Origin of the sequence: Stenotrophomonas nematodicola, assembly GCF_009467805.1 — a bacterium.
Lineage (GTDB): Bacteria > Pseudomonadota > Gammaproteobacteria > Xanthomonadales > Xanthomonadaceae > Stenotrophomonas > Stenotrophomonas nematodicola.
On the sequence record NZ_WIAY01000001.1, the window covers coordinates 859,910 to 884,718 of the forward strand.

General features: G+C 64.3%; 26 protein-coding genes, 2 tRNA genes and 1 pseudogene. 26 read left to right on the forward strand and 3 right to left on the reverse strand.

Translation table 11 applies throughout. From position 1 onward, the window contains the following. Positions 1 to 50 precede the first annotated feature (50 nt). Positions 51 to 644 carry an ASCH domain-containing protein gene (locus GDJ08_RS04025; RefSeq protein ID WP_153164366.1) on the forward strand — a complete coding sequence of 198 codons (594 nt, stop codon included), beginning with the start codon at positions 51 to 53 and terminating at the stop codon, positions 642 to 644. Further along, positions 637 to 2,769 (forward strand): DNA cytosine methyltransferase, encoded by a 2,133-nt coding sequence (locus GDJ08_RS04030; protein WP_153164367.1) that lies wholly within the window; start codon positions 637 to 639, stop codon positions 2,767 to 2,769. The genes GDJ08_RS04025 and GDJ08_RS04030 overlap by 8 nt, the downstream gene beginning before the upstream one ends. 65 nt (positions 2,770 to 2,834) lie before the next feature. Here GDJ08_RS04030 and GDJ08_RS20315 read toward each other — a convergent pair whose 3' ends face one another. Next, positions 2,835 to 2,969 carry a hypothetical protein gene (locus tag GDJ08_RS20315; protein ID WP_017355889.1) on the reverse strand — a complete coding sequence of 45 codons (135 nt, stop codon included), beginning with the start codon at positions 2,967 to 2,969 and terminating at the stop codon, positions 2,835 to 2,837. 265 nt (positions 2,970 to 3,234) lie between these two features. On the opposite strand from GDJ08_RS20315, the gene GDJ08_RS04035 reads away from it, so the two are divergent. Genes GDJ08_RS04035 through GDJ08_RS04045 form a run of 3 tightly spaced genes read left to right on the forward strand, consistent with a single transcriptional unit; the run spans position 3,235 to position 4,763 of the window. Next, the gene (locus GDJ08_RS04035) at positions 3,235 to 3,534 is read left to right on the forward strand and encodes a hypothetical protein (RefSeq protein ID WP_017355890.1); all 300 of its coding nucleotides are present in this window, start codon (positions 3,235 to 3,237) and stop codon (positions 3,532 to 3,534) included. Then, the gene (locus GDJ08_RS04040; RefSeq protein WP_017355891.1) at positions 3,518 to 3,736 is read left to right on the forward strand and encodes a DUF4224 domain-containing protein; all 219 of its coding nucleotides are present in this window, start codon (positions 3,518 to 3,520) and stop codon (positions 3,734 to 3,736) included. Before GDJ08_RS04035 ends, GDJ08_RS04040 begins: the two co-directional genes overlap by 17 nt. Position 3,737: 1 nt before the next feature. Further along, entirely contained in the window at positions 3,738 to 4,763 is a 1,026-nt protein-coding gene (locus GDJ08_RS04045; protein WP_017355892.1) for a site-specific integrase, read from the forward strand. A gap of 70 nt (positions 4,764 to 4,833) precedes the next feature. Here the strand turns inward: GDJ08_RS04045 and GDJ08_RS04050 are convergent. Continuing rightward, positions 4,834 to 4,907, reverse strand: a tRNA-Cys gene (locus GDJ08_RS04050). Positions 4,908 to 5,301: 394 nt separating this feature from the next. On the opposite strand from GDJ08_RS04050, the gene GDJ08_RS20090 reads away from it, so the two are divergent. Further along, entirely contained in the window at positions 5,302 to 5,619 is a 318-nt protein-coding gene (locus GDJ08_RS20090) for a PAAR domain-containing protein (RefSeq protein WP_206147285.1), read from the forward strand. 199 nt (positions 5,620 to 5,818) lie between these two features. After that, a pseudogene (locus tag GDJ08_RS04060) lies at positions 5,819 to 6,448 on the forward strand (DDE-type integrase/transposase/recombinase). Between the two features lie 155 nt (positions 6,449 to 6,603). Here the strand turns inward: GDJ08_RS04060 and GDJ08_RS04065 are convergent. After that, a tRNA-Gly gene (locus tag GDJ08_RS04065) sits at positions 6,604 to 6,679 on the reverse strand. 937 nt (positions 6,680 to 7,616) lie between these two features. On the opposite strand from GDJ08_RS04065, the gene GDJ08_RS04070 reads away from it, so the two are divergent. The 19 genes from GDJ08_RS04070 (at position 7,617) to GDJ08_RS04160 (ending at position 24,785) form a co-directional block, all read left to right on the forward strand. After that, positions 7,617 to 8,369: a hypothetical protein gene (locus GDJ08_RS04070; protein ID WP_028690967.1), complete on the forward strand. Its 753-nt coding sequence runs from the start codon at positions 7,617 to 7,619 to the stop codon at positions 8,367 to 8,369. A 118-nt stretch (positions 8,370 to 8,487) separates the two neighbouring features. Continuing rightward, positions 8,488 to 8,700 (forward strand): AlpA family transcriptional regulator, encoded by a 213-nt coding sequence (locus GDJ08_RS04075; protein ID WP_009459729.1) that lies wholly within the window; start codon positions 8,488 to 8,490, stop codon positions 8,698 to 8,700. A gap of 42 nt (positions 8,701 to 8,742) precedes the next feature. Continuing rightward, positions 8,743 to 9,618 (forward strand): ParA family protein, encoded by an 876-nt coding sequence (locus GDJ08_RS04080; RefSeq protein WP_028690966.1) that lies wholly within the window; start codon positions 8,743 to 8,745, stop codon positions 9,616 to 9,618. Then, entirely contained in the window at positions 9,602 to 9,850 is a 249-nt protein-coding gene (locus GDJ08_RS04085) for a hypothetical protein (RefSeq protein ID WP_019726333.1), read from the forward strand. Before GDJ08_RS04080 ends, GDJ08_RS04085 begins: the two co-directional genes overlap by 17 nt. Next, positions 9,843 to 11,501, forward strand: a complete 1,659-nt coding sequence (locus GDJ08_RS04090; RefSeq protein ID WP_028690965.1) for a ParB family protein — start codon at positions 9,843 to 9,845, stop codon at positions 11,499 to 11,501. Before GDJ08_RS04085 ends, GDJ08_RS04090 begins: the two co-directional genes overlap by 8 nt. A 15-nt stretch (positions 11,502 to 11,516) precedes the next feature. Continuing rightward, positions 11,517 to 12,077, forward strand: coding sequence for a DUF2857 domain-containing protein (locus tag GDJ08_RS04095; protein WP_023093474.1), 561 nt, complete (start codon positions 11,517 to 11,519; stop codon positions 12,075 to 12,077). A 3-nt stretch (positions 12,078 to 12,080) separates the two neighbouring features. Next, positions 12,081 to 13,313, forward strand: a complete 1,233-nt coding sequence (locus tag GDJ08_RS04100; protein WP_028690964.1) for an STY4528 family pathogenicity island replication protein — start codon at positions 12,081 to 12,083, stop codon at positions 13,311 to 13,313. A 318-nt stretch (positions 13,314 to 13,631) separates the two neighbouring features. Then, positions 13,632 to 14,411, forward strand: a complete 780-nt coding sequence (locus tag GDJ08_RS04105; RefSeq protein WP_028690963.1) for a PFL_4669 family integrating conjugative element protein — start codon at positions 13,632 to 13,634, stop codon at positions 14,409 to 14,411. Beyond that, entirely contained in the window at positions 14,408 to 14,935 is a 528-nt protein-coding gene (locus GDJ08_RS04110) for a DUF3158 family protein (protein ID WP_028690962.1), read from the forward strand. The genes GDJ08_RS04105 and GDJ08_RS04110 overlap by 4 nt, the downstream gene beginning before the upstream one ends. 73 nt (positions 14,936 to 15,008) lie before the next feature. Then, positions 15,009 to 15,449 carry a single-stranded DNA-binding protein gene (locus tag GDJ08_RS04115; RefSeq protein ID WP_028690961.1) on the forward strand — a complete coding sequence of 147 codons (441 nt, stop codon included), beginning with the start codon at positions 15,009 to 15,011 and terminating at the stop codon, positions 15,447 to 15,449. Positions 15,450 to 15,732: 283 nt separating this feature from the next. Continuing rightward, a complete protein-coding gene (locus tag GDJ08_RS04120; protein ID WP_028690960.1) occupies positions 15,733 to 17,745 on the forward strand; it encodes a DNA topoisomerase III in 2,013 nt (670 codons plus the stop codon). Positions 17,746 to 18,264: 519 nt separating this feature from the next. Beyond that, on the forward strand, positions 18,265 to 19,872 hold the full coding sequence (locus GDJ08_RS04125; protein ID WP_023103930.1) for a DNA cytosine methyltransferase: 1,608 nt from the start codon (positions 18,265 to 18,267) through the stop codon (positions 19,870 to 19,872). A 242-nt stretch (positions 19,873 to 20,114) separates the two neighbouring features. Continuing rightward, positions 20,115 to 20,672 carry a hypothetical protein gene (locus GDJ08_RS04130; RefSeq protein ID WP_023103929.1) on the forward strand — a complete coding sequence of 186 codons (558 nt, stop codon included), beginning with the start codon at positions 20,115 to 20,117 and terminating at the stop codon, positions 20,670 to 20,672. A gap of 330 nt (positions 20,673 to 21,002) precedes the next feature. Next, a complete protein-coding gene (locus GDJ08_RS04135) occupies positions 21,003 to 21,215 on the forward strand; it encodes a hypothetical protein (protein ID WP_003290186.1) in 213 nt (70 codons plus the stop codon). A 21-nt stretch (positions 21,216 to 21,236) separates the two neighbouring features. Then, positions 21,237 to 21,629, forward strand: coding sequence for a hypothetical protein (locus GDJ08_RS04140; RefSeq protein WP_017512401.1), 393 nt, complete (start codon positions 21,237 to 21,239; stop codon positions 21,627 to 21,629). 173 nt (positions 21,630 to 21,802) lie between these two features. After that, on the forward strand, positions 21,803 to 22,489 hold the full coding sequence (locus GDJ08_RS04145; RefSeq protein WP_017512402.1) for a hypothetical protein: 687 nt from the start codon (positions 21,803 to 21,805) through the stop codon (positions 22,487 to 22,489). 80 nt (positions 22,490 to 22,569) lie between these two features. Further along, on the forward strand, positions 22,570 to 23,307 hold the full coding sequence (locus tag GDJ08_RS04150; RefSeq protein WP_017512403.1) for a DUF5983 family protein: 738 nt from the start codon (positions 22,570 to 22,572) through the stop codon (positions 23,305 to 23,307). Positions 23,308 to 23,404: 97 nt separating this feature from the next. After that, positions 23,405 to 23,683, forward strand: a complete 279-nt coding sequence (locus GDJ08_RS04155; RefSeq protein WP_009459701.1) for a hypothetical protein — start codon at positions 23,405 to 23,407, stop codon at positions 23,681 to 23,683. A gap of 289 nt (positions 23,684 to 23,972) precedes the next feature. Continuing rightward, positions 23,973 to 24,785 (forward strand): hypothetical protein, encoded by an 813-nt coding sequence (locus GDJ08_RS04160; RefSeq protein ID WP_023103925.1) that lies wholly within the window; start codon positions 23,973 to 23,975, stop codon positions 24,783 to 24,785. Positions 24,786 to 24,809: the final 24 nt, after the last annotated feature.

The window sequence follows — 24,809 nt, forward strand, 5'->3', positions numbered from 1 at the left end:
CGGCCGCAAGGCTGCAGTGGCCCCGCCCCGCTGCCCGAGGAGCCCATCTAATGCGCGAGCGTCCCATCCTGTTCAACGGCGCGATGGTGCGCGCCATCCTGGCCGGCCAGAAGACCCAGACCCGCCGTGCCGTTGCCGGCGTGCGCGGCGACAACTGCCTGTGCCTCAAGAAGCCCACGAAGACCCGCAGCGGCATCATCACCCATGTGCTGGACGCCCCCGGGCACGGCCTGTGCCCCTTCGGCCAGCCCGGCGACCGGCTGTGGGTCCGGGAAACGTGGCAGTTCGAGATCAATGCTATCGGCTCAGCACGCGAAGAGGACGGCCCGTTCGTCTATGCCGCCGACGACGGCTATGGCGACCGGCGCATCGATGAGCGCTGGCGCCCCAGCATCCACATGCCGCGCTGGGTCTGCCGACTGGTGCTGGAGATCACCGCCGTCCGCGTGGAGCGGCTGCAGGCGATCAGCACGCAGGACTGCCTCGCGGAAGGCATCACCACCAGGTTCAAAGTGGCCGATGCCGCCGACGAGCTGCGCATCCAGTTCCGCGACATCTGGAACGACACCGGCGGCGACTGGGAAAGCAACCCGTGGGTGTGGGTCATCGAATTCAACAGGATCAACGAGGTTTCCAATGGCTGACGGCTCCCGCTCCTTCAACTTCCCCGCTCCGCAGAAGTCGCGCCTGCGCGCCGGCGAGATCGTGGTGGATCTGTTTGCCGGCGGCGGCGGCGCCAGCGAGGGCCTCAAGCAGGCCCTGGGCATCGACCCCGCCCTCGCCTACAACCACGACGAGCTGGCCATCGGCATGCACGCCGCCAACCACCCGCTCACCATCCACCACCGCGAGGACATCTGGCACGCAGACCCGCGCGTGGACGTGGCCGGCCGCCCGGTGGGCTGGTTCCATGCCTCGCCGGACTGCACGCACTTCAGCCAGGCCAAGGGCGGCCAGCCGCGCAGCAGGAAGACGCGCGCCCTGTCCTGGGTGGTACTGAAATGGGTGGGCCAGCTGCTGCGCGCCGACCGCGACACGGGCACGAACACCGCGCCGCGCATCCTCTCGATGGAGAACGTGTGGCAGATCCTGACGTGGGGTCCGCTGATTGCGAAGCGCTGCAAGTCCACCGGCCGCGTGCTGAAGATGGATGGCACCGTTGCAGCGCGCGGCGAGCGCGTGCCGGTCGAGCATCAGCAGCTGGTGCCTGACAGGAGCCGTACCGGCCGCACCTGGCGGCAGTTTGTCGCCGCGCTGCGTGCGCTGGGCTACGCGGTCGAATGGCGGAAACTGGTTGCCAGCGACTATGGCGCCGGCACCAGCCGGGAACGCCTGTTTCTGCTGGGGCGCCGCGACGGTGAGCCGATCGTGTGGCCCGCGGCAACCCACGGCACCGCGCCGGGCCAGAAGCCGCGGGTGTCCGCCGCCGACTGTCTGGACTTCACCATCCCCTGCCCGTCCATCTTTGGGCGTAAGCGCGAACTGGCCGATGCCACGAAGCGGCGAATCGCGAAGGGCCTGCAGCGCCACGTCATCCAGGCGGCGGCCCCGTTCATTGTGCCGGTGACCCATCAGGGCGGCGACCGCGTCCACGGCGTGCATGAGCCGCTGCGCACCATCACCGCCGCCAACCGGGGCGAGCTGATGCTGGCCTCGCCAGAGCTTGCCCCCTTCCTCACCGAGCACGCCAATGCAAGCAGCCAACGCACGTTGGCGGCAGGCGAGCCGCTGCGGACGATCTGCGCTGGCGTGAAGGGCGGACACTTCTCCGTGGTGAGCCCCATCCTCGCAGGCGTCGGCGGCCGTGCCGGCCAGTCGGAACCACGCTCGGGCGCTGAACCGCTTTACACGATGACCGCGAAGGCAGACACCGCGCTGGTGGCACCGGTACTGGTGCAGACCGGCTACGGTGAGCGCGCAGGCCAGGCGCCGCGCGCATTGGACCTGCAGCAGCCGCTGGGCACGGTCGTGGCGGGGGGCGTGAAGCATGCAGTAGCAGCACCGCACCTGGTGAAATTCCGGGGCGACAACATCGGCACGCCGATTACAGCGCCGGTTCCAACGATCACTTCGGGAGCCGGCGCAAAGCGGCCGGCTGGAGCGGCTCATGCGCTGGGCATCGCCGCGCCGGTCATGGTGCAGGCAGCGCATGGCGAAGGCCGTCCAGGCGGTGTGCAGCGCTGGGGTGCCGGAAGCAAGGACGCGCGTGAGCCTGTTGGGACCGTCACCGCCAGCGGGAGCGGCGGCCATGCTGTTGCGTGTGCATTCCTCGAGCAGGCCAATGGTGGGTTCTACGAGGGTGGCGGGCGCGATGCGCGCGATCCGGTCAGCACGATCACCGCCAGCGGCAGCCAGCAGCAGCTGGCGACAGCCGAGCTGGCCCAGCTGTCGCCCGAGCATCAGGAGGGTGCGCTGCGCGTGGCCGCGTTCCTGATCAAGTATTACGGCACCGGCGCCAACATTCCGAGCCTCAATGACCCCGTCGACACCGTCACCACTAGGGACCGGCTGGCGCTGGTAACGGTGGTGATCAAGGGAACCCCCTACGTCATCGTGGACATCGGCCTGCGCATGCTCAAGCCGCACGAGCTGTATCGGGCGCAGGGATTCCCGGTGGGCTACATCATCGATCGCACCGCGAACGGCACCCCGCTGACCACCAGCGCTGCGGTGCGCATGGTGGGCAACAGCGTTAGCCCACCGCCGCTGCGCGCGTTGGCAGAGGCCAACCTGGACCCAGTGGCTGCGCCGTTGGCGATGGCAGCGTGATCGGGTACGTCGCCAAAGATGGTGAGAAGTGGTGCGCAGGAAGCACCTGCGCACCACAACCGGACTTACTTCTTCTTGTCCGGCCGCTGGGTCAGTGCCGAGCCAGCGACCGACTTCTGCGCGGGGGTGCTCTTCGGGCTCTTCAGCTGCTCCGAAGCCTTCGTGCCGACCGACTTACTGGTCTTCTCGTCCTTAGCCATTCGATGCACTCCAAGTAGTGCGGGCCATCCCGCAAGGAGGAGCTTATACCGTGATGCAGGTCCCTTTTATCAGCTTTTCCCTACTCGCTAGAGCGGGAATTCCCTACCTGAGCCCCCCGCTCAAGGCAGGCACATGCACCAAGTGGAGCGATCCGGAGGACTGGGCCCGCCCAGTGCTCAACCACTACGAACGGGACAACCGCGCCAGACAGGCCGTGTTCCTGATCCAGAAGCTTGAAACACGATATCCGGAGTGCGAGAACCCATGACCCAGACGCAGATCAGCCATCCCGAGGGGCTGCCGGCATGCGCCGCCGGACACCGCGCGCGCCACATTCACGACCTGCGCGGCCTCGCCGCCGGCGGCGGGCACCTGGTCGAATGCCGCTGCAGGGCAACCAGCAAGCACGCCGAACCCACCGCGGCACTCGCCGAGTGGCGCCGCATCAACCGCCCCGCCCGCAGCGCGCGCAAGATTCTGCCCGCGATCGATGCGCCGGCCGCCAACGTGATCCAGTTGCGCCTGCAAATGCCGGGCGAAGGAAGGGGTGCCAGTGGCCGTTGACATCTGCCTCTCGCGTGAAGAGGTCCGACAGCTTTGCCGGACCCCACAGAAGGCTCGCCAAGTCGCTTTTCTGCAGCGCAACGGCATCCGCCACTACCTGGACGCCCACGGGTGGCCTGTGGTGATCCGCGCCAGCGTGGAGCAGACTGAGCGCGCCGCACCGGCAGCCGCCGGCACCTGGAAGTCGAACAAGGCAGCCTGACATGGGACGGAGACCGACAAAGCCGGGGGCAATCCCCCGGTTCCGCGCGCGCCAGCGAGGCAAGGTGACCTACTACTTCTACGACCACGGCGGGAAGCCGCGTCGGGAGACGTCGTTGGGCACCGACTATGGCCTGGCCATCAAGCGCTGGGCCGAACTGGAGCACGAGACGAACCTGCCCGAGGCGGCGGTGCTGACGTTCGCAATGGTGGCTGATCGGTATATGGGAGAGGTCGCTGTGCGCAAGGCGTCCCGCACCCTGGCCGACAACCAGAAGGAGGTGTCCAACTTGAAGGCCTTCTTCGATGACCCTCCGGCGCCGCTGGAGCGCATCCAACCCGTGGACGTGCGCCAGTACATGACCTGGCGCACGAAGGGGGGCACCGCCTACGTCCGGGCGAACCGCGAGAAAGCACTGCTGTCCCACATCTGGAATTTCGCACGGGACAAAGGCTACACGGCCCTGCCGAACCCGTGCGCGGGCATCAAGGGATTCAGGGAGGTCGGCCGGGACGCCTACGTGGAAGACGACCAGTTCGCTGCGATCTGGGAGGCAGCGGACGCGTGCCTGCGGGACGCGATGGACCTCGCTTACCTGACCGGCCAACGCCCCTCGGACGTGCTGTCGATCTCGGAAATGGACGTGCGCGATGGGGTGCTGAACATCCAGCAGGCCAAGACCAAGGCGAAGCTGCGGTTCACCGTGGGCGGGAAGCTGGAAGCGCTACTGAGGCGCATCAGGGCCCGAAAGTCGGCCTACAAGGTGCACAGCACCCGGCTGGTCGTGAACGAGCAGGGTCGGACGATCGGGGTAAACGCGATGTCCAGGAAGTGGGCGAAGGCCTGCGAGGTGGCTGGGGTGACCGGTCTCCAGTTCCGCGATCTGCGGGCCAAGGCGGCGACCGACAAGGCCGAATCCTCGGGGGACGTGCGCGCTGCACAGAAGCAGATGGGACATTCGTCGGTGGTCATGACCGAGCACTACACGCGCAACCGGCGCGGCGCCAAAGTGACGCCGACGCGGTAATTGCGGAAAAGCTTCCGGATTGCGGAAAACAAAAAGCCCGCTTTCGGCGGGCTAAGTGCTTGAATCTAAATGGAGGCCTGGGTCGGAATTGAACCGGCGTACGCGGATTTGCAGTCCGCTGCATGACCACTCTGCCACCAGGCCGGTGACCCTATAAAACAAGACCCCGAAAACGGGGCCTGGTCGGGAGTTGGAGCAGGACACGAGACTGTCATCCCCTCTCTATCTCCTTGAAATGACTGAGGTTTTATACAACCGCGTCGTTTCGATGTGCAGGATTATGTACTCATTTGGAGCCCTTGGCAACAACAATTTTTTACCGTGGTCCGCTATGGTCCACCTGCATCCGACCTCACGCTCGCAACATTCGTCCGAACGCGCCACGAAGACCGAAAGGCCGCCCCTCCACCCGCGAACTCTTGTCACACGCTTCCCCTGATGAGTCGGCGCGCGCGCCCCCACCCGTGCCCTGCCCCGTGACTGCCGAACTGCAAACCGCAGAAGGAACCGCCAGATCCGTGCGGCCAACGGAAACCCGGTGGTGGTGTTCGACACGCGCCTCGTTCCGACCACGAAAGGCGACCAGGCCGGTGTTGCTGATGGCATGAAGAGCAGCACAGCAGGTGCGAAGTGCTGCCCCAAGCAGATAAGCAGCACACTATGCGGAGGGAAAACCAGTAATCAGGCACGGCGACCTGTTCTGGGTCAATGGGAGCTGATGAAGGCATTACAGGAGAATGCAGGCATCAGCCTCGCAAGCGGAGACTACATCGGTACAGCCCTGTCAGATGACATCCCAATAAAGTCCAGCAACTCAATCAAGCAGACAGATATTGAAATACTGAGGCAACCATGACAACTGGCATCAGATCCGGCCAGATGACAGACGAAATTGGAAGCGCCGATTTTCTATACTGCTTCTTTTCATCCATAACTGTGAATCGGGCTGGGGCTCCCGCTTCCCAGGATTGACCCGGAAAAGTGGTGTGGCGCCATGAAGATCGCGACACTCTCCCTCCTTTTCCACTGAATCCAAACGCGAGGCCGCAGCTTTCGTGCTTGATCGAGGCGATAGCGATATCGCCGCCTGCCGGTCACTCGGGGGTAGCGGTGTTGGTCCGCAGACAAAAGCGCTGATGCCTGGACAGTATCGCCTCAGACGTCGCACCCCAGACGTTGAACGACGTCGGTTGCGCAGTCGAGTCAACGAACTGTTTACGCAGAGTCGCGGCGCCGCCGGCAGCCGCAGTCTTGTGTCGGTGCTGCGGGAACACGGCGAGCAGATCGCGCGGCTCAAGATGCGTGGCCGGACGCGGACTTGCTGGTCAAGGCGTTGGACATGGCTTGCGAGAAGCGTGGCAGGCCTCAAGGGCTGCGGTTCCATTCCGACCAGGGCCCGCAGTACAGCAGTCGCCAGTGTCGCCAACGGCTCTGGCGTTACCGCATGCGCCAGAGCATGAGTCGTCGAGGAAACTGCCGGGATGATGCGCCGCTGGCGTGTGCTGCGCAGTATTGAAACTGAATGGATACCGATCGTGGGCGATATGACAGCCCAGGAAACGCGGCGGGACATCAGTCATTATCTGATGCATCGCTACACCTGGATTCGACCGCATCGGTTCAATGACGCGCCGGCTCCGGCTCAGGCCGAGAAAAAACCTGACGTCGTGTCCGGGATAAGTTGACCACGACAGCTACGCGGAATCGCTGCACTTGAAAATGCACTTGAATTTCGTGGCTGCGGGGGGATTCAGGCAGTCGTCGCTGAAACGAAAAAAGACGCCGAAGCGTCTTTTTTCAAGTACCTGCAGACTTCCTTGAAACTCTGTAGATCGATAATTGGAGCGGGAAACGAGACTCGAACTCGCGACCTCAACCTTGGCAAGGTTGCGCTCTACCAACTGAGCTATTCCCGCAAAATCAGGCGCGTATGTTACCGAAACCGCGAGCAACACACCAGCCTTTTCACACGTTACTTCACATCTGCCGCGACGGCGTCGCATGGGATGCCCGCGTGCCACCGCGGAGAAAAACAAGGCCCCAAGGGGGCCCTGTCGAAATATGGAGCGGGAAACGAGACGTGTACTAGGACAGTAAGTCGTTGTTTCCCAATCACTTTCTTCGTTGGGCTGGCCAGCGAAGACCTCAATTGTAGCCTTGTTTTTCGTCCTCGGCAACAAATTCGTCCAAAGAGTTCCACAGACGTCCAAAGAGCTGCACTCAGCACACCAGACCCACGATCGGTACATCGTCGTAGGCAACTCCCTCGAACTCATCATCCACGCCCGGTCGTCTGCCCCGCATCCATCACCGCGAAGACGATCAGGCAGATGGTTCTGGTGATGGCACAGCTCGGATGCCACCTAGGAACGCCTGCACCACAACTCACAGGCGACCTTCTGGTCAAGCTCCTTTGAAAGAACGCGCATGCTGGCCACCGCGTTTCCGCACACGATTCTTTGTCGATATATCAGGATGACGGGGCAAGCATGACAGGCGCCGGTTTGCTGCGTCCGACTGGACATTCGAGGACGATTGCGGCCCCCTCACGCTTCCTGAGACCGCTGGCATATCAGGTCATACCTAGACGGTTTTGCAGAAACCGTAACTTCTCACGACCCTGATAGCGTGAGCGTCGCTGTCGAGCCTACGTCCCGATGCTCGACCTTCTGATCGATGATTTTTGCACATCGAACACACGACGACTACCAGTTGCGCGAACTGGTGAGAAGTATTCAAACCACATGACGAAGCGGCCTTCGGGACCCACTTCCTACACAAGCGACAGGCCGACCATGAGGTCGGCGACAAAGGAGTCGGTCATGTAGTTCTTCTCCTGGAAGGAGACGGAGCATGCACGAGAACAAGAATGATGCACCAACATCAAAGGTGTTCTATCGCCCGATCGAAGCGTCCATCCGCTGGGCCGGGCTGCTGCGATACGAGCAGGTGATCCTGGCTTCGATTTCGTCGCCAAGGCGCCTGCCGCAGTCGTTGGACTGTCCACGTTGTGACGAGCTGCGGCTTTGCACCGAACGCATCTTCGACGGCATCCTCAATGGAGAACTGCCCTTCGGACGGAACGGCATCACGACGCGCGATTCCGCGCTGATCGACTCCCCTGATCTGACGGTGCGCCACGTCGATCTGAAGCGCTGGATGCGCCAGCACTATCCCGAGCAACGACCGTGCTTCCTTTTCTCCCGGAGCGAGCGCATCGCCCATCCCTTCATCTCGGTGGAAACTGGGCAGGCGATGCTAGTCGAGCGCCTGGCCCTGAAGTCCACCTTGGACCAGTACAAACGCCAACTGCATGAGCTGCAGGAAAAGCACGGAGCGCTTCTCAAGCAGATGGCGCCCTCTGCTGGCGCACAGTGCCTGATCAGTGATCGCGCCGAAGCCACCTACCTGAACATCATCGGCAGCATGCTGGACCTGATGCTCGGCCAGTCGCCTTCCGGCGTTCCGTACTCCAGCTTCAAGACGCAGGAGGCGGTGGTCAGCGCGTTGGTCGCCCATCACAGCGGCGCAATGGGGATCGCGGAGCGGACGCTAAACGGCAAGTTCGCCACGGCCAGACGCCGGCTGCGTAGCGCAACAGTCTGAGGTTTTCCATCTTGTATGTGCAATCGCGGAGATTGCATTTGCAATGTCTTTTCCCATCCATGTCTATTGAATGGAGGTCACGCCAACAAACGCCACTGAGCGTTCAGGAGTGACCGCCATGTCGCAAACACCTGCACTGCCCGCAAGCGAGCGCCGCATCCTGCGGCTTGATGAAGTCGAAACCAAGTCGGGTTTCAAACGCGCCCACATCTACAACCTGATGCGCAAAGGCCTGTTCCCGAAGGCGCTGCGCCTGGGCGTGCGCGCGGTCGGTTGGGACTCCATCGAGATCGATCAGTGGATCGCCGAGCGCGTCAACAACCGGGCCTGACCCGTTCTCCAGCGGACTTCCCATCCTCACACGGAGAACGCCATGCAGGTCGTATCCATCATTTCAACCAAAGGTGGCGTCGGCAAGACCACCACGGCCGCGAACCTCGGCGGGCTTGCCGCGGACGCGGGGCTGCGTGTACTGCTGCTCGACCTCGACGTGCAGCCCACCTTGTCCTCGTACTACGAGCTAGGCCACCGCGCACCTGGTGGCATCTACGAGTTGCTGGCCTTCAACGAGCGCGACCTCGGGCTGCTTGTGTCCCGCACGAACATCGAGGGCCTGGACTTGGTGCTCTCCAACGACCACCGAGGCGAGCTGAACACTTTGCTGCTGCACACGCCGGATGGGCGCCTACGGTTGCGCCATCTCTTGCCGGTCCTGGCGCCTCTCTATGACCTGGTGCTGATCGACACCCAAGGTGCGCGCTCGGTGCTGCTGGAGATGGCGGTGCTCGCCTCCAACCTCGCGCTGTCGCCCGTGACCCCGGAAATTCTCGCGGCGCGCGAGCTGCGGCGCGGCACCATGCAGTTGCTCGAAGACATTGCGCCCTACCGGCACCTGGGCATCGAGCCTCCACCTCTGCATCTGCTCATCAATCGCGTCCACCCTGTGTCAGCCAATGCACGGCTGATCCAGCAGGCCCTGCGCGATCTTTTCCAGGACCACGCCGGCATCCGCGTGCTGGCCACCGACGTGCCGGCCATCGAGGCGTATCCGCGTGCAGCTACGCGCGGATTGCCAGTGCATCGGGTCGAATACCGCCAGCCGCCGGGCAGAGTCGCCCTCGCCGCGCTCGACACCATGCGCGGCCTCGCAGACGAACTATTTCCGCAATGGCGGCACCGATTTGCCATGGTGTCCGGCCGTCCGCCACACCCTCTTGATGCCGGGAGGTCCCATGGCGAACGCACATGAGCTAGCCCGAGGCCACAAGCGGCTTCGCGCCCTGATCGAGTTCGCGGTTGGCGAAGGTTGGCACGTCAAACGCACGCCTGGCGGCCACCTCAAGTTCACCAAGCCTGGCTGCGCCGCGATCTACACCAGCTCGACGGCAAGCGACCACCGGGCGACCCTGAATGCCCGTGCGCAAATCCGCCGCGCCGAGCGCGAGGCCCGATACCAAGCGCAGGGAGGCGGCCATGGCTGAGATCACCTCCCAGCAGATGGCTGGCAAGCTGCTCGCGGCCGGGTTCGAGCGCAGCGGCCCGTCAGCCTCGACCTTGAGCGACCCGATCGCCGACACCCCCATGGTCGTGACCCTAGATCAGTTGCGCCCCTACGACCACGATCCCAGGAAAAAACGCAACCCGGCCTACGAGGAAATCAAGGCGTCCATCCGCGAGCGCGGTCTGGACGCAGCGCCGGCCATCACTCGCCGACCAGGTGAGTCCCACTACATCATCCGCAACGGTGGAAATACTCGGCTGGCGATCCTGCGCGAACTATGGTCAGAGACCAAGGACGAGCGGTTTTTCCGTGTATCGTGCCTGTTCCGGCCGTGGCCCAGCCGCGGCGAAGTCGTCATGTTGACCGGCCACTTGGCCGAGAACGAATTGCGCGGGGGCCTCACGTTCATCGAGCGCGCCCTCGGCGTCGAGAAGGCGCGCGAGTTCTACGAGCAAGAAAGCGGCACCACCTTGAGCCAGTCCGAGCTGGCCCGCCGCCTCGCCGCCGATGGCTTCCCGGTACAACAGTCGCACATCAGCCGCATGAACGACGCGGTGCAGTATCTCCTGCCCGCGATCCCCACCGTGCTCTATGGCGGTCTCGGTCGCCATCAGGTCGAACGCCTGTCGGTCATGCGCAAAGCCTGCATGCTCGCGTGGGAGCGCTACGCCAAGGGTCGCCCACTGGTTCAGGACTTCGACGAATTTTTCCAGGAAGTGCTGTCGCAATTCGACGTCCAGGCCGACGAGTTCTCCGCGCAGCGTGTACAGGACGAGCTGATCGGCCAGATGGCCGAGATGCTGGGTGTCGATTACGACGTGCTCGCCCTGGACATGACCGAATCCGAGAGCCGGCAGCGCGCCTTGGTCAGCGACCCAACGCCGCCATCGACGCCGCCTGCGTTGCCGGAGCCGGGAACCATCGCGCGCCCACCTGCCAACACTGCGCCACCCATCGCAGGGGCTGCATCCGCAGCGCCGCCTGCAGGCCGACCTGCGGCAACGCCTTCGACGCGCGAGAGCGACACGGATGCCAGCCAGGCAAGTCCGGCCAACCCTGCGGTGGGTGGCGATCTGCTTCGGGAGCACATCGTCTCGCCGGCACCGACGACCGAACGGCTCCAGTCCATTCAGCGCATGGTCGCCGACCAGTTGGGTGATGCGCTGCCGCTCGACTTCTCGGCGAGTGTCTTGCAGTCCATCCCTGTGCAGGCTGGCGGGCTCTATCCGATCTCCGATGTCTGGTACATCGATCCCGGCGTGGACACAGCCGAGCGCCTGCGCATCCACATCGCACAGTTCGCCCGCGAAATCGCGGGCGAGGCAGACCTGGACGAGTGCATTGATGACCGTGCAGAGGGTATCGGTTTCGTCTGCCGGGCCCGCACCCAAAGCTCGGCACCGCTGGGCCGTGCCGTCCTCGCGCTGTTAGCGTGCCTGGCCGGTCAGCGGCCCGCCGACGTCGGCCTGCACGACGGGCAAATCGTCATCGAACTGCCGGCGCTGCTGCACGGCCAGGGTGATGCGGCCCAGCGATTGAGCGATACCTCGCTGGTCAAGCTGTTCCGGCTGCTGCGGCTGGCCCGGCGCCTGCTCGACCTTGAAGCCGGCGCTGAAGGCGTTGGAATGTGAGCGAGGGAGGCCAGCATGTCCGCACCACACCCACTCAACCAGGCCGTCATCGCCCAGGCCCTCTATGACCTGCGCAATGGGCAACTGCGCCGGTGCAAACTGATGGGGTTTGGCGAGGAAGAACTGGACGCCCTCAAGCATCCCGCGCTGATCAGCGTGCTCGCCAACGCTAACGTCTCCTGGTGCTCGGTGACGGTCAACCGCGAAGTGCTCCGGCGACTGCTCAAGCAGGCGCAGGACGTGGAGAAGGAAATCGCCACGGTCGATCGCATGCTCAGGCTGGGCGCGAGCACCGAGATGGTCAGTCGGTTCTATGGCCTGACCCACCAGGAGGTGGCGCTTCGCCGCGAAATCCTCGGCCTGCCGAAGCGCAAGGGCCGCCACCCCGTGCTGGACGAGAAACAGGACACGGAGCTGTGGCGGCAATGGAAGGCCGTGACCGGCAGCAGGAATGTCGATCTCGAAGACGAAACCTCCATCCTCGACGCTACCATGGACTTGGCCGAAGGCATGTCGCTGCCTCTGTCGGTGGTCTGGGCCTCGATCAAGAGCTGGGTCGATCAGGGATTGGGTTGAGCCATGGCCGTGGACGACACCGCACCACGCCGTGGCCCCGTCGCACTCGCGGATCTGTTCGATGCTGCCCTGAAAGACCTCGCGCCCAAGCCCAGCCCCAGTGCGCCAGCACCCGTGCCTACGCCGACGCCCGCCACGTCAGGCGATGCCTTCCTCTTCAGCGGCAACCGGCACGAGACCGTGCCGCGGCGGCTGTTCCTCGACCGTCGCCTGACGCCGCTGGAGCGCAACGCCTGGCAGGTGTTCCGGCTGATGCTCAACGACGACGGCATGACAGCCTTCCCGACGTATGAGCAGCTTCGACCCTGGCTGGCGTCGATGCCCTGCGCCGGGCAGGCCTCGCATGAAACCGTGGCCCGAGCGTTGACGCTGTTGCGCCTCACCCGATGGTTGAGCCTGGTACGGCGACGGCGTGACCCCAAGACCGGCCGCATCCTCGGCAACCTCTACGTTCTGCACGATGAACCACTGACGCCCTTCGAGGCCATGCAGCTCGACGCCGACTACCTGGCACTGGTCAGCCAGTCCCTCGGCCATTCGGCCAAGGCTGTCCAGATGGTCGGTCTGAACACCCTCAAGGAGATCGCGGAAGATCCGATGCTCTCCGGACGCACACTGCCGTCGCGGCTACAGGTCCTGGCCGAACGCCTCGCCAGCCAAGGCATCACGGCCGCCGAAAGTTATCCACAGGAGGATGCCGCCCACGATTCCGAAGAAGGAGCATCGAGCCTTCTTCGGAATGCGGACGACCCGTCTTCGGAATCCGAAGCAGGGGCGAAACCCGCGCCAGACGCCTCTCTTCGGAATCCGAAGCAGGCCCGTACAGTACGTAGTAGTCGTATTAATGAAGTACGTACTACCGCGCAGGCGCGCGCGCTGGGCGATCTGCAATGGCCCAAGCGCTTCACGGAACTGAAGGCAGAGCAGCAGACAGGTGCCAGGGTGGCATTGCAGCAGGTCGATGCCGCGCTGAGACAGGCCGTGCTGGACGACTGGGCCGCACGATGCAGCAGTCATGGCATCCGCAATCCTGCGGGGTATCTGTTCGGCATCATCCAGCGCGCCATCCATGGCGAGTTCAATGCCTGGGCCAAGAAAGACGCGCCATCGGCACCCGTCCCGCCAAACGAGCGGCCACCAGCAGCACCGCCACCTCAGCCGCAGGGTAAGCCAGTGCCGCCGGAAGTCGCCAAGCAGCACATCGAGCGGCTACGCAATCTGCTCGCCAGCAAGTGAGCCGGCATGCAAGTCGGTGAAAGTAGATGCCCATGGCCGCCAATAGAGCTATCCCCTGGGGATAGTTCCGCTGCTGGGCACAACGCCAAGTTGTCGCAGGCCTGGGATCGACCATCTGCCGCAGCATCGGTGTTGCCTACCCTGATCCCGGCGTGCAGCGTTCGTTGACGCTCCATGGAGCTATCCCCTGGGGATAGCTCGCGCCGCATGCAACCGCCGCGCCCTAAACCGGGGCCCGCCGGGATTCGGATTCTTGACTGACTGCCTTCCGCTTCCTGCCGAAGCTGGCCGCTCCTTTTCCAACAACGAGCGGACACCATGGCAACCAATGAACCTCTGCAACTGAATCTCGGCTCCCTGCGCAGCGCGATGTCGCTGACCCTGCACACCCATCACGCTTCCCGCATCTGGCACGGCCGCGCCGCCGCCGAGGGGCGACCGGGCATCGTCGGCCTGAACGGCTACATCGCCCAGATGAACAAGATGCGGCGGGGCTCGGAGCAGGACGACCCGTACTCGGACTGGTGGATGCTGCGCATCGAGGACAAGCTCGACCAAACCAAGGTCACGCTGCAATCGCTGCGCGAGCAGGTGGACCAGGCGCTGGCGAGCGTGCCACCGGCGCTCAGCCTGGGCGAAAACCTCAACGTGCAGCCGGTCAAGCTCCCGCTCTTCGTCAACGCGCAGCTCGGCTTTGCCGCGGTCTATCTCCTGGCCGACTACGACGACATCGCCCGCAAGCTGATCCTCGCCCACCACACCGCGCTCATCGACCGCAGCACCTTGGAACGCTGGCTCAACGAGGGCGCGCACGCGCTGCGCAGCCTGTTCTCGCTGGCCCAGCAGTATCGCTACTCGGGCTGCACCCGCGACGATTTCGCGGCGAAGAACGCCGCTGCGCGAGTCGCGCTGGAGAAGTACGGCGAACTGCCGCAGGAGGTGCTGGAGGGGACACGCCGCTCGAAGTTTGCGCCACCCGTCGTGCGCCGTGGCCTGCAACAGCGCGGCGACGGTCCTGCCACAGCGCCTCCGCCCAGCGACGAAGCCGCCACCGCAGAGCCGCCCGAAGCGTCAGCCGGCGAGGACGAGCCCGCATGAACGATCTGAACCAACCGACCCGCTACTTCCGGGGCCTGCAACAGGGTGCCTTCATGCGGCTGGAACACGCGGCCTCTCTAAAAGGCCTTTTAAAGCCTTTTAAGGGTAAAGGGGACTTCGAGGCCTGGGCCAGCCAGTGCTTCGCCATGCGCGACGAGTTGATTGCCCTGGCACAGCGACAGGTGCTGGAGCAAGCATGCGGGCACCCCTTCCACCTTCTGCCCATCGAACTGGCCCAACAGACCACTGGCGCAGGAACCGTCTTCTTGCGCTGGCGCAGGCACGACAGGTCGGCCATGGGCGTGGCGCTGTGGCGGGAGCTGATCGCCAGCAGCAGCACACCCGTCAACCTGCTGGCCGACCTGCACGCGATCGAGCTGCAGCGCATCACGTTGAACATGCAGATCAGCCTGCTGCACACCTTGGGCAGGCAGGCGCAGGAATGCGCCAGCAAGGCCGCCGAGGCGGACGACGCCTACCTGCACCGGCTCACGTCCGTTCCTGCCGCAATGCGCGATCGGTGATTGCGCCGGGCATCCCAGCACGCGCCCGGCGCCGACGAGGCACGGGTATTTCAACCACCACGGAGATCACACCATGAGCACGCATTTTTCTGGCGAAGGCAACATCGGCTCGCCACCGGAGTACCGCGAATTCCCCAACGGCAATGACGAACCCAGCCGCTTGCTGCGCCTGAACGTCTATTTCGACAACCCCGTACCCAAGAAGGATGGCACCTTCGAGGACCGCGGCGGCTTCTGGGCGCCGGTGGAAATCTGGCACCGCGACGCCGAGCACTGGAAGGACCTGTACCAGAAAGGTATGCGCGTGCTGGTCATCGGCCGCATGGAGCGCGAGCCTTGGACGGACAACGAAGATCAGCCGCGCGAGACCTGGCAGATCAACGCGCGCAGCGTCGGCATCCTGCCGTACCGCATCGAGTCCGTGGCCCTCAGTCCGAAGCCGCAGGAGGCAGAACCGAAGCCACAGGCTGCCCAGGAATCGACCGCGCCGAAGGAGGCGAAGCGCAGGAAGTGAACCGGCATGGAGGGCGGCCGCCGTAGTGCTTCGCCGCCCTCCATGCACCCCGCAAGCTATCCCCTGGGGATAGCTCCATCAACGTCCATCGACTTCCACGCGCTCCCGCAAATCGCGGCTACTGGTCCGCACACCTGCGGCCACGCGCCATCCCCGCCCGAGCCATTCCATCGGCGTGAAAGCGGTCGCCGGCGCATGCGGCTTGTTTGCTGCTACCCCAGGTGGCGCTCGGCATCCTCGATTCCAGCAACTCCATGAACAACGGGAATCGGGATGGACGGACATGCGGCTGTTCTTGTGCGAGAAGCCCTCCCAGGGCAAAGACATTGGCCGAATTCTCGGTGCCACGCAGCGCGGTGAAGGCTGCCTCAACGGTTCCGGCGTCACCGTCACCTGGTGCATCGGCCATCTCGTCGAAGCGGCAGCCCCCGAGGTCTATGACGCGGCGCTCAAGCGCTGGTCGCTGGAGCAGTTGCCCATCATTCCTCAGCACTGGCGGGTCGAGGTCAAACCTAAAACCGCCACGCAGTTCAAAGTCGTCAAGGCGCTTCTGGCTAAGGCGACCCAGCTTGTCATCGCCACAGATGCCGACCGCGAGGGCGAGTTGATCGCCCGCGAGATCATCGACCTGTGCGGCTACCGCGGTCCCATCGAACGGCTGTGGTTGTCGGCGCTCAACGATGCGTCCATCCGCGCGGCACTCGGCAAGCTCCGGCCATCGGCCGAGACGCTGCCGATGTACTACTCGGCGCTGGCGCGCTCTCGGGCGGATTGGCTCGTCGGCATGAACCTCAGCCGCTTGTTCACGGTGCTGGGACGGCAGGCCGGCTACGACGGCGTGCTGTCGGTAGGCCGCGTCCAGACCCCCACGCTCAAACTGGTCGTGGACCGCGACCGCGAGATCACCGCCTTCGTGTCCGTGCCGTACTGGGCCATCGACGTGTCCCTGTCCGCCGGTGGCCAGACTTTCGCCGCGCAGTGGGTTCCCCCGAAAGCATGCACCGACGACGCCGGCCGCTGCCTGCAGCAGCCCATCGCGCAGCACGCCGCGCAGCAGATCCGCGCCGCGGACAGCGCCCAGGTGGTGGCGGTCGAAACCGAGCGCGTGCGGGAAGGCCCGCCGCTGCCGTTCGACCTGGGGACCTTGCAGGAGGTGTGTTCCAGGCAGCTTGGGCTCGATGTGCAGGAGACCTTAGACATTGCTCAGGCCCTATACGAGACGCACAAGGCCACGACGTACCCGCGCTCCGATTCGGGCTACCTGCCCGAAAGCATGTTCGCCGAGGTGCCAACGGTCCTCGACAGCCTGGTCAAGACCGATCCCTTGCTGCGACCGATCATGGACCAGCTCAACCGCACTCAACGCTCACGCGCCTGGAACGACGCGAAGGTGTCTGCTCACCACGGCATCATCCCGACGCTCGAACCGGCGAACCTCTCGACCATGAGTGAGAAGGAACTGGCAGTGTATCGGCTGATCCGGGCGCATTACCTGGCGCAATTCCTTCCTCACCACGAGTTCGACCGCAATGTGGCGAACCTCTCCTGCGGCCAGCAGACGCTGGCGGCCACCGGCAAGCAGGTCGTCGTCAAGGGGTGGCGCCTGGTGCTGGCCGAACCGCAATCCGAGGAGGATGGCGACCCTGCGGCGCGCAGCCAGGTACTGCCCGCGCTGCGCGAGGGCCTGGCATGTCAGGTGGCCGACGTCGATCTGAAGGCGCTCAAGACGCTGCCCCCTCGGCCCTATACGCAGGGCGAGTTGGTCAAGTCCATGAAGGGCGTCGCCAAACTGGTCTCGGACCCGCGCCTGAAACAGAAGCTCAAGGATACGGTCGGCATCGGCACCGAAGCGACGCGGGCCAACATCATCAGTGGCCTGCTGACGCGGGGCTACCTCGTGAAGAAGGGCCGCGCCATCCGTGCCTCGGATGCGGCCTTCACCCTGATCGACGCGGTGCCCACAGCGATTGCCGACCCAGGGACAACCGCCGTCTGGGAACAGGCGCTGGACATGATCGAAGCTGGACAGCTCACGCTGGACGTATTCATCGGCAAGCAGGCTGCATGGATCTCACAGTTGATCGCGCAGTACGGCAGCACGTCCCTGTCCATCAAGGTTCCCCACGGACCGCCTTGCCCACAGTGCGGCGCACCGACGCGCCAGCGCACCGGCAAGAGCGGCCCATTCTGGTCGTGCAGTCGCTACCCCGACTGCAAAGGCACGCTGCCGGTCGAATCCGGCACGTCCAAGCGTGGTGCCTCGCGCCCGCGCCGCAGCGGCCGCAAAGGCTCCTGACCGACCCCGTTCCCCGTGAACCGTGCCCGCCATCGGCGGCGCGGCCTGTGTTCCGCACGCCCTGCGGGACGCCCAGCGCGCAACGCCTTCTTGTCCGTGTGCGCGTCCCGCTTGGTCATCCCCGGCCGCGGGACCTGAAGGTAGCTTCTCCGCGAACCGCCTCCTGCGCGTTCTGCTGATCTGCATTTCTCCCGCCTCTGCGAAGGGTCCCCCGGTGGCTTGCCAAGCTGCGCGAGCCACCCGGAGACCCTTCGTGGTCAGCGGTATTCGGTGCCGGTGCCCGCCGGCGCAAAAACGGGCTCCCTTTGTGCGCGGATGTGCGCCAGACGATGCCGGCGCGAACCACGACATGCGCCGGGTGTGATTGCTGATGAGCAGACGGTTCTAGCGACGACCGGGCCTGCACCAGCCCACGGGTGGTTCTGTCCTCCCGAGCCGAAGGCCGCAGGGCCTTCGGCGCCTTTCTCCTGCCTATCAACGTCCCGGCCCGCCCCGGGCCACACGAACAGGAGACCCGACATGAACCCGCAACCTTGCACCCTTCGCGGTGCGCCCCAGGCCGCGCCACTGCTGTACGGCAGCGTGTGCAGCGGCATCGAGGCCGTGAGCCTCGCATGGCAACCCCTCGGCCTCAAAGCCGCGTGGTTCGCCGAGATCGAGCCGTTCCCGAGCGCCGTGCTCGCCCACCGTTACCCCCATGTGCCCAACCTGGGCGACATGACCGCGATCGCCCGTCAGGTGCGCGCCGGCACCGTGCCGGCGCCCGACATCCTGGTCGGCGGCACGCCGTGCCAGTCGTTCAGCGTTGCCGGCGCGCGCCAGGGGTTGAACGACCCGCGCGGCGCCTTGACCCTTGCCTATGTGGAGCTTGCAAATGCCATCGACCAAACCCGCCACCAAGACCGCCGCCCGCCGGCAACGCTCGTCTGGGAAAACGTCCCCGGCGTCCTCAACGACCGCAGCAATGCCTTCGGGCATTTCCTGGGCGCACTGGCCGGAGAAAGCCGTGCGCTCCAGCCGCCAGGGGAAAAATGGGCGCACGCTGGTTGTGTGTCTGGACCCCGCCGCCGCATCGCCTGGCGCGTGCTCGACGCTCAATATTTCGGTGTCGCCCAACGCCGCAAGCGCGTGTTTCTTGTGGCATGTGGTGGTGATGACCTCGATCCCTCCGAAGTACTTTTTGAGCGCACAGGCCTGCGCGGGGATTCTTCTGCGGGCCGCGCGCCGTGGCAAGAAGCTGCCCGCGCTGCTGGACCGGGTGCTGCAGCAGCAGGCGGATACGCAGGATTCGCTGGACTGAACCAGCCCTACGGCAAGGTCACGACGACGTTCGGATTCAGCGGCGGCATTGGCCCCGTCGATGTTGCGGCATGCCTGATGGCCGCGGGTCCCAAGCACGACATCCGCACCGAGACGTTCATGGTGCAGTCCATCGCCGGCAGCATCGCCCACACCCTCGACACCGCCAACAACGGCAAGGGCAGCAGCGAGGACGGTACGGGAAAGGGCGTGCCGATCATCGCCTTCACCGCCCAGGGCAGCGGCGCGGACGCCACGATCGACCTGACGCCGACGCTGCGTGCCGGCGGGCATCGCAACAGCCATGCGAACGCAGGCGTCGTGCCCGCCATCGCCTTCGCGCAGAACAACCGCGGCGAAGTGCGCTTCGAGTCGGGCCATGGACAGGTGTCTTGCACCGTCCTGTCCAACGGCAAGCCGGGCTACGGTGTGCCGATGGTGGCCTGCGTTGCCCTGCGGGGACGGACGCAGGGTCTTGCTGCCGAACTGGGCGGAAGCGTTGCGGCGGCGTTGCGTACCAGCGGCGGCGGCGCAGACAAGCCCCATGTCCTGGCCCCCGACTTCGAGGCACATTTCCGCTACGACTGGAATGAATCCGGTGCAGCGGACTGGTCGCAATGGCGGGTGCGGCGGCTGATGCCCATGGAGTGCGAGCGGCTGCAGGGCATGCCCGACGACTACACGCTGATCCCGTATCGCGGCAAGCCTGCCGCAGACGCTCCGCGCTACAAGGCGATTGGCAACTCCATGGCCGTCCCGTGCATGGCTTGGCTGGGCAACCGGCTGGTGCAGTGCCTGCACAAGACGGACTCGACCGCTTCGGATTGATCGACGACGCAGCCTGCCGGCCGCGCCATTCTCCCCCTGCATTGCCGATGTATCGGCAGCAGCCCGCAGCCAGGGTGTCAAGGCTGCCGTGGGTTCCGCCCACGCCACCCACCAGTTCGCTTCGGCATCTCACCGGCGAACGCTGCCCACCGGGGCATCGATGCCTCCTTTCTCCAACCCACGGGATGGTCGCCACGTCCCGTCAGGGGCATGTCGCCACCCGGTCGATTTCAGGACTTCCCATGGACACCATCACCAAGCAAGACCGCATCACGCTGAAGAACCTCAAGGTCGCCGACTTCGCCAGCGAGGAAACGCTGTGCTTCACCGCGACCATCGTGTTCGACGGCACTCCCATCGCCGAGGCCCGCAACGACGGGCATGGCGGCTCGACATTCCTCCGCGCGCTCAACGGCAAGACGACGCTGCTGGCTCAGGCCGAAGCCTTTGCCAAGGGCTTGCCGCCTGCGCCGCTCGATCTAGGCCAGGAGGGTGAAGACCCTCATTACATCGACATGACGCTCGACTTCCTGGTCGATGAACTGGCCGATGCCATGCACGCGGAGCGCAAGGTGCGAGCCGCCTTCAACCGCGACATCGGCAACAAGGTGCTGTTCATCAAGGACGGCAAACTGCTGTTCATCAAAGGCATCAAGCTCAAGGCTATCGCCGACCGCAAGGCGTACTTCGCTTCGCTGCGCACCAGGCAGGCCCAGCCCATCGTCATCCTCGCCGAGCTTCCGCCCGAGCGGGCATTCGACCTGTGGAAGCAGCATGTCCTGGGCGACAAGCCCGATTGACCCAGCGCCACCGCACCCTCCTGACAGCCCCGTACTCGATGCGGGGCTTTTCTTTTCCTGTGCTCATCAATCGGGGCTGGGCCGAATGCCGTTTTCCAACTGACGCGGCGCAGCCCTCGCACGAAGCTGCCTGCATGTTCGCTGATTCGTCAGCACATGCCAGCAGCCAGGGTTCCAGGCTGCCGCGGGTCTCTCCCGCGTCACCCACCAGTCCGCATCGCATCAATTCTGCGGATGAGCGTCCCCGTGACGCTGATGCTTTTTATCAACCGCGTGCGGGAGCTGCCATCCCGTGAGGGACAAGGCCCCGCTTTTCCAAGGAGCCCGTCCATGTCCCAGCAAGCCTCTTTCGGCCAGTTGGCCCTGACCTACTGCGGCAAGTTCCTGCCGCTCGAAGTCTTGCAAAGCGCCGCCGGCCACTACATCGGCACGCGCGATACCGAAGGTCCCGTTTCGCGGGAATCCCGCGAGTACTTCCGCAGCTATGCCGCGGCTCAACGCGCCCTCGAAAGAGGCGGCTGGTCCCAGCTCGCCATTCCCTGATCCAACTGGAGAAATCACGTCATGAACCAGCTACTGCCGCGGGAAGTCGTCGATCAGATCATGCGGGAAGAGCAGCATTTCGCTGCCGCGCCCCAAGCCTTCTTCGAGGCCTGGAAGCGCGGTGTCGAGATTGCTGGTCCCGAGTGGTTCGGCGACGGCACCCGTGAAGGCCTGAACCAGGCCAAGACCAAGTGGGATTTGCGTCCCGACATGCTGCGGCTCAACGATGCCCTCGGCGTCCTGAGCAGCGGCGAACGCATGTTCCTGTCCGCCATGGTCAGCTTCTACAACGCGCGCGAGGGCGGTGCCATGCTCAAGCGCTGCCGCTTCCACGGGCTGTCGGACTTCGACGGTCTCGATCTGGAACGCCGCAAGGTCATCGCCGACCTGCTGGTGAACTACAGCGGTTGGTGAGCCGGTCTCCGGCACGCCACTGTCCTCTCGATCCCCCCGTGAGGGACATGCGCCCATAAGGCCATGTCCCTCAATTTTTCTTCCCCATCGCCCGACGCCAACGGCCTTGGGCTATTCCCTGCGGACGCCATCGTCCGCATGGGCTGGCTCCGCTCTTCTCGAAAGGAGCCAGCATGGCAAACAACTACTACGAAGGCACGGGCGTTCTCGTGCTCAACCGCGTTACTCCCGTCATCAAGGCACTGTTCGGTGCTTTCGCGCTCGACGAAAACCATCCCGGCAATGGGCAGGCCTACATCGCCCAGATCGCCGAAACCAATGATCCACGCTGGACAGATGTGCTGGACGGTCTGGAAAACCTGGCCACACAACTCGGCATCCCCATGCCCGACGACGAAGAGTTGTCGATTCCGCCTCTGCTTGAACGGCTGGCCGCGCACTTCGGTGCTGACCAGGACGGGGAGCTGGAGAACCTGATCGAGCACCACCAATTCGAGGACGGCGCCGACCTGGAAGCCCTGCTTCTGATCGCTACCCGCTTCGATGACGGCCATAACCTGACCGCCATCCAGTTTGAGGGCTGCTGGTATTGCAGCAAGCCAAGGCTATTCGAGTTCGGCGGCAACGGCTGCTACCTGAGCCGTGAGGTCCAGGTCTTCAGAACGTCCTCGCAGGCGCTTCAACTCGGCGATCAACTGCGCAACACCATCCTGGCCGCCGACATCGAAGAGGCCTCAGCGTTGATCGCGCTGGAGGCCGCCAACCTGCTTGCCGGCATCACCGATGAGCAATTTCGCCTAAATGTGCGCCATCGCATCGCCGAACGGCTGGTTCAGACGCCAACGATCAGCGCCGACTGACGCATTTTCCACTTTCAACCAACCGGGTCCAATTCCCGGTGGCGGAGATTGGCCCCAATATTCAAATCTGGAGAGTTCCCATGTCCCAGAAACCCAATCCCTTTCTCCGCGGCTACTGGAATCTGAAAATCGTCCGCACGCTGTGCATCGGCTACGACGACGGAAGCCCGCATGTCTGGCGAATCATCCACGCGAGTCAAAAGCACTTTTCCGACGAGGAACTGATTTCATCCTCGTGCATCGTCACCAGCGATTTCGCCGTGGTCAGGAATGGTCCCGAACCCGTGAGTGCCGAGGTGCTGGCCGAATGCGATACCGCAGAAGGTGTCAGCGGCGAAGGTGTAATCGGTGCCGTGGTCTATGCCATCCATGGCGACGACTTCGACGGTCGCCCCATCCACGTCGGCGACGCCTATTCGGCAGAGGCAGCGCGGGAAGTCGTACAGCGCCTGAGTTTCGAGACCGGCTACTACAGCCGGTGCTGGGAAATCAGCAGCGCACACATCAGCCAAGAAACCGGCCAATACCTCGCCAACCTGGCAGACCTCGCTACGCCGGAGGCATTCCTGTTCATCGCGTTCCGGGTTCCGTACAGCCCGGCGATCGGCATCAAGCTGATCTCCACTCCCTGGACGGACAAGAACCTGGACCACGCCGAGGGCATCAGTGCGGAGCAGCTTCGCCAGGAGCACCGAAGCAAGGGTATGCCGGATGACCTGGCGAACGTCATTGAACTGGCTGGCCAGGCCGACGTGCGCATCCTGATTCTCGACGCCGACGCACCCGTGCTGTTGGGCCTGCCGTTGGCCGAATCCTAGCAGCCGCTCGACGCAACATCCTTCCTCTTTGTTCTCCCCCATACCGGCCCGTCTCCCTCCCGGAGCCGGGCTGGTCCATTTTCATAGGAGCAACCTCATGTTCCCCGACCTCATCTCGCGCACGCCAGACTTCGAGCACCAGCTCGGCGCCTGCGTCAATGCCATGGGCCAGGACGACGCCATCGGCCAGATCCTGGTATTCGAGCGCATGAGCGGCACGCTGCACATGCGCCATATCGCCAGCGCCGACCTGGTGGACACCGACATTGACGACTACGAAATGGTCGTCTTCGACGGTGGCAACACCAGCGGCGATACATGGAAGCATGTCTTCTTCCCACGTCAGCGCGAGCACTACTTCGTGTACGAAGCCTGACCCAACCAAGCCCCTTTTCGAGGGGCTTTTTCTTGTCCGCAGCGCAGGAAAGCGGGTGCGACGCTGTGCGATTTCTTGCAGGCAGGCCGCCCATTCCAGAGCCATCCTTGCTCCATGTTCGTCGGCGTTGCCGACACATGCCCTGGCAGCCGAGACCTTCAAGGCTGCAAGTGCGGGAAACCGTGCTGGTCGTTTCTTCCTATGGACGTACCCCGTCCGTTCACGCCACCCACAAGGGACCTCTCCCTTGCGGGCGGGGAATCCCTTGTTCTTCCTCAAGGAGATTCCCATGGACCGTTCCCTCATCAAATCCATGATGCCTTCGCTTGTCGCGGGCCATGTCCCTCGCAACGTGCGTTCGTTCAAATACCGCGTATTCGATGATCAGCCGCAGTCCTCGACGTTGGGCTTCGCCATTGACCCTCAGCCCTTCAACGGCAAGGTAGTCTCCGCGACCGACGATGCCATCGTCGTCAAGCTCAAGCCTTCCGAGTTCGCCGTGCTCGATCCCAACCTGGTGACCACCGTTCCCAGCGAGGGCGCCAAGGTCCATGTCCAACCCTACGCCCGGCGACGTTTCGACGGGCTTCGCGCGGACACCCCGGAAGTCGTCACCGAGAAGACTTCGGATGGCACGCCTTACACCATCACGAGGCATATCCTTGGCAAAGCACCCGCCAAGCTGCCCATTCCCGAGCCGCAGTGCATGGAGCTGGGCCAACTCATCGAGCAGTTGGAGGAGATGCCCGCGCCCGACGGGTTCCGGTGCATCACCCACATGCTGGTCGATGCAGGTGCCCGCGACTTCGCCTGGGTCGATCCCAAGCCCTCCAGGATCATCGAGACCCCGCCGGCGATCAGCTTCACGGTCTCAACCACCAAGTTCGAGGGTCAGGTGACGATCCTCTACGACCGTGGCGGCGACACCTACGTGGTGGAGCTGCACCGCGACGGTGAGTTGGTCGATAGGCACGACGAGGTGTATTTCGACATGCTCGGTGAAGTGCTGGAGCGGCTCATCGACGACGGGCGCTGGCGCCTGATCGACGTGAGCGTGATCGACGCCAAAGCCTTTCGGCAACGTCAGGCGGTTCCAGCCTGACGTGCCAGACAGGAAGCCTAGCGG

Excerpts from the sequence above, each read along its gene's own strand:
- GDJ08_RS04025 (WP_153164366.1), top strand. The coding sequence starts at position 51 with ATGCGCGAGCGTCCCATCCTGTTCAACGGCGCGATGGTGCGCGCCATC.
- GDJ08_RS04030 (WP_153164367.1), top strand. The coding sequence starts at position 637 with ATGGCTGACGGCTCCCGCTCCTTCAACTTCCCCGCTCCGCAGAAGTCG.
- GDJ08_RS20315 (WP_017355889.1), bottom strand. The coding sequence starts at position 2,969 with ATGGCTAAGGACGAGAAGACCAGTAAGTCGGTCGGCACGAAGGCTTCG.
- GDJ08_RS04035 (WP_017355890.1), top strand. The coding sequence starts at position 3,235 with ATGACCCAGACGCAGATCAGCCATCCCGAGGGGCTGCCGGCATGCGCC.
- GDJ08_RS04045 (WP_017355892.1), top strand. The coding sequence starts at position 3,738 with ATGGGACGGAGACCGACAAAGCCGGGGGCAATCCCCCGGTTCCGCGCG.
- GDJ08_RS04070 (WP_028690967.1), top strand. The coding sequence starts at position 7,617 with ATGCACGAGAACAAGAATGATGCACCAACATCAAAGGTGTTCTATCGC.
- GDJ08_RS04075 (WP_009459729.1), top strand. The coding sequence starts at position 8,488 with ATGTCGCAAACACCTGCACTGCCCGCAAGCGAGCGCCGCATCCTGCGG.
- GDJ08_RS04080 (WP_028690966.1), top strand. The coding sequence starts at position 8,743 with ATGCAGGTCGTATCCATCATTTCAACCAAAGGTGGCGTCGGCAAGACC.
- GDJ08_RS04085 (WP_019726333.1), top strand. The coding sequence starts at position 9,602 with ATGGCGAACGCACATGAGCTAGCCCGAGGCCACAAGCGGCTTCGCGCC.
- GDJ08_RS04090 (WP_028690965.1), top strand. The coding sequence starts at position 9,843 with ATGGCTGAGATCACCTCCCAGCAGATGGCTGGCAAGCTGCTCGCGGCC.
- GDJ08_RS04095 (WP_023093474.1), top strand. The coding sequence starts at position 11,517 with ATGTCCGCACCACACCCACTCAACCAGGCCGTCATCGCCCAGGCCCTC.
- GDJ08_RS04100 (WP_028690964.1), top strand. The coding sequence starts at position 12,081 with ATGGCCGTGGACGACACCGCACCACGCCGTGGCCCCGTCGCACTCGCG.
- GDJ08_RS04105 (WP_028690963.1), top strand. The coding sequence starts at position 13,632 with ATGGCAACCAATGAACCTCTGCAACTGAATCTCGGCTCCCTGCGCAGC.
- GDJ08_RS04110 (WP_028690962.1), top strand. The coding sequence starts at position 14,408 with ATGAACGATCTGAACCAACCGACCCGCTACTTCCGGGGCCTGCAACAG.
- GDJ08_RS04115 (WP_028690961.1), top strand. The coding sequence starts at position 15,009 with ATGAGCACGCATTTTTCTGGCGAAGGCAACATCGGCTCGCCACCGGAG.
- GDJ08_RS04120 (WP_028690960.1), top strand. The coding sequence starts at position 15,733 with ATGCGGCTGTTCTTGTGCGAGAAGCCCTCCCAGGGCAAAGACATTGGC.
- GDJ08_RS04125 (WP_023103930.1), top strand. The coding sequence starts at position 18,265 with ATGAACCCGCAACCTTGCACCCTTCGCGGTGCGCCCCAGGCCGCGCCA.
- GDJ08_RS04130 (WP_023103929.1), top strand. The coding sequence starts at position 20,115 with ATGGACACCATCACCAAGCAAGACCGCATCACGCTGAAGAACCTCAAG.
- GDJ08_RS04135 (WP_003290186.1), top strand. The coding sequence starts at position 21,003 with ATGTCCCAGCAAGCCTCTTTCGGCCAGTTGGCCCTGACCTACTGCGGC.
- GDJ08_RS04140 (WP_017512401.1), top strand. The coding sequence starts at position 21,237 with ATGAACCAGCTACTGCCGCGGGAAGTCGTCGATCAGATCATGCGGGAA.
- GDJ08_RS04145 (WP_017512402.1), top strand. The coding sequence starts at position 21,803 with ATGGCAAACAACTACTACGAAGGCACGGGCGTTCTCGTGCTCAACCGC.
- GDJ08_RS04150 (WP_017512403.1), top strand. The coding sequence starts at position 22,570 with ATGTCCCAGAAACCCAATCCCTTTCTCCGCGGCTACTGGAATCTGAAA.
- GDJ08_RS04155 (WP_009459701.1), top strand. The coding sequence starts at position 23,405 with ATGTTCCCCGACCTCATCTCGCGCACGCCAGACTTCGAGCACCAGCTC.
- GDJ08_RS04160 (WP_023103925.1), top strand. The coding sequence starts at position 23,973 with ATGGACCGTTCCCTCATCAAATCCATGATGCCTTCGCTTGTCGCGGGC.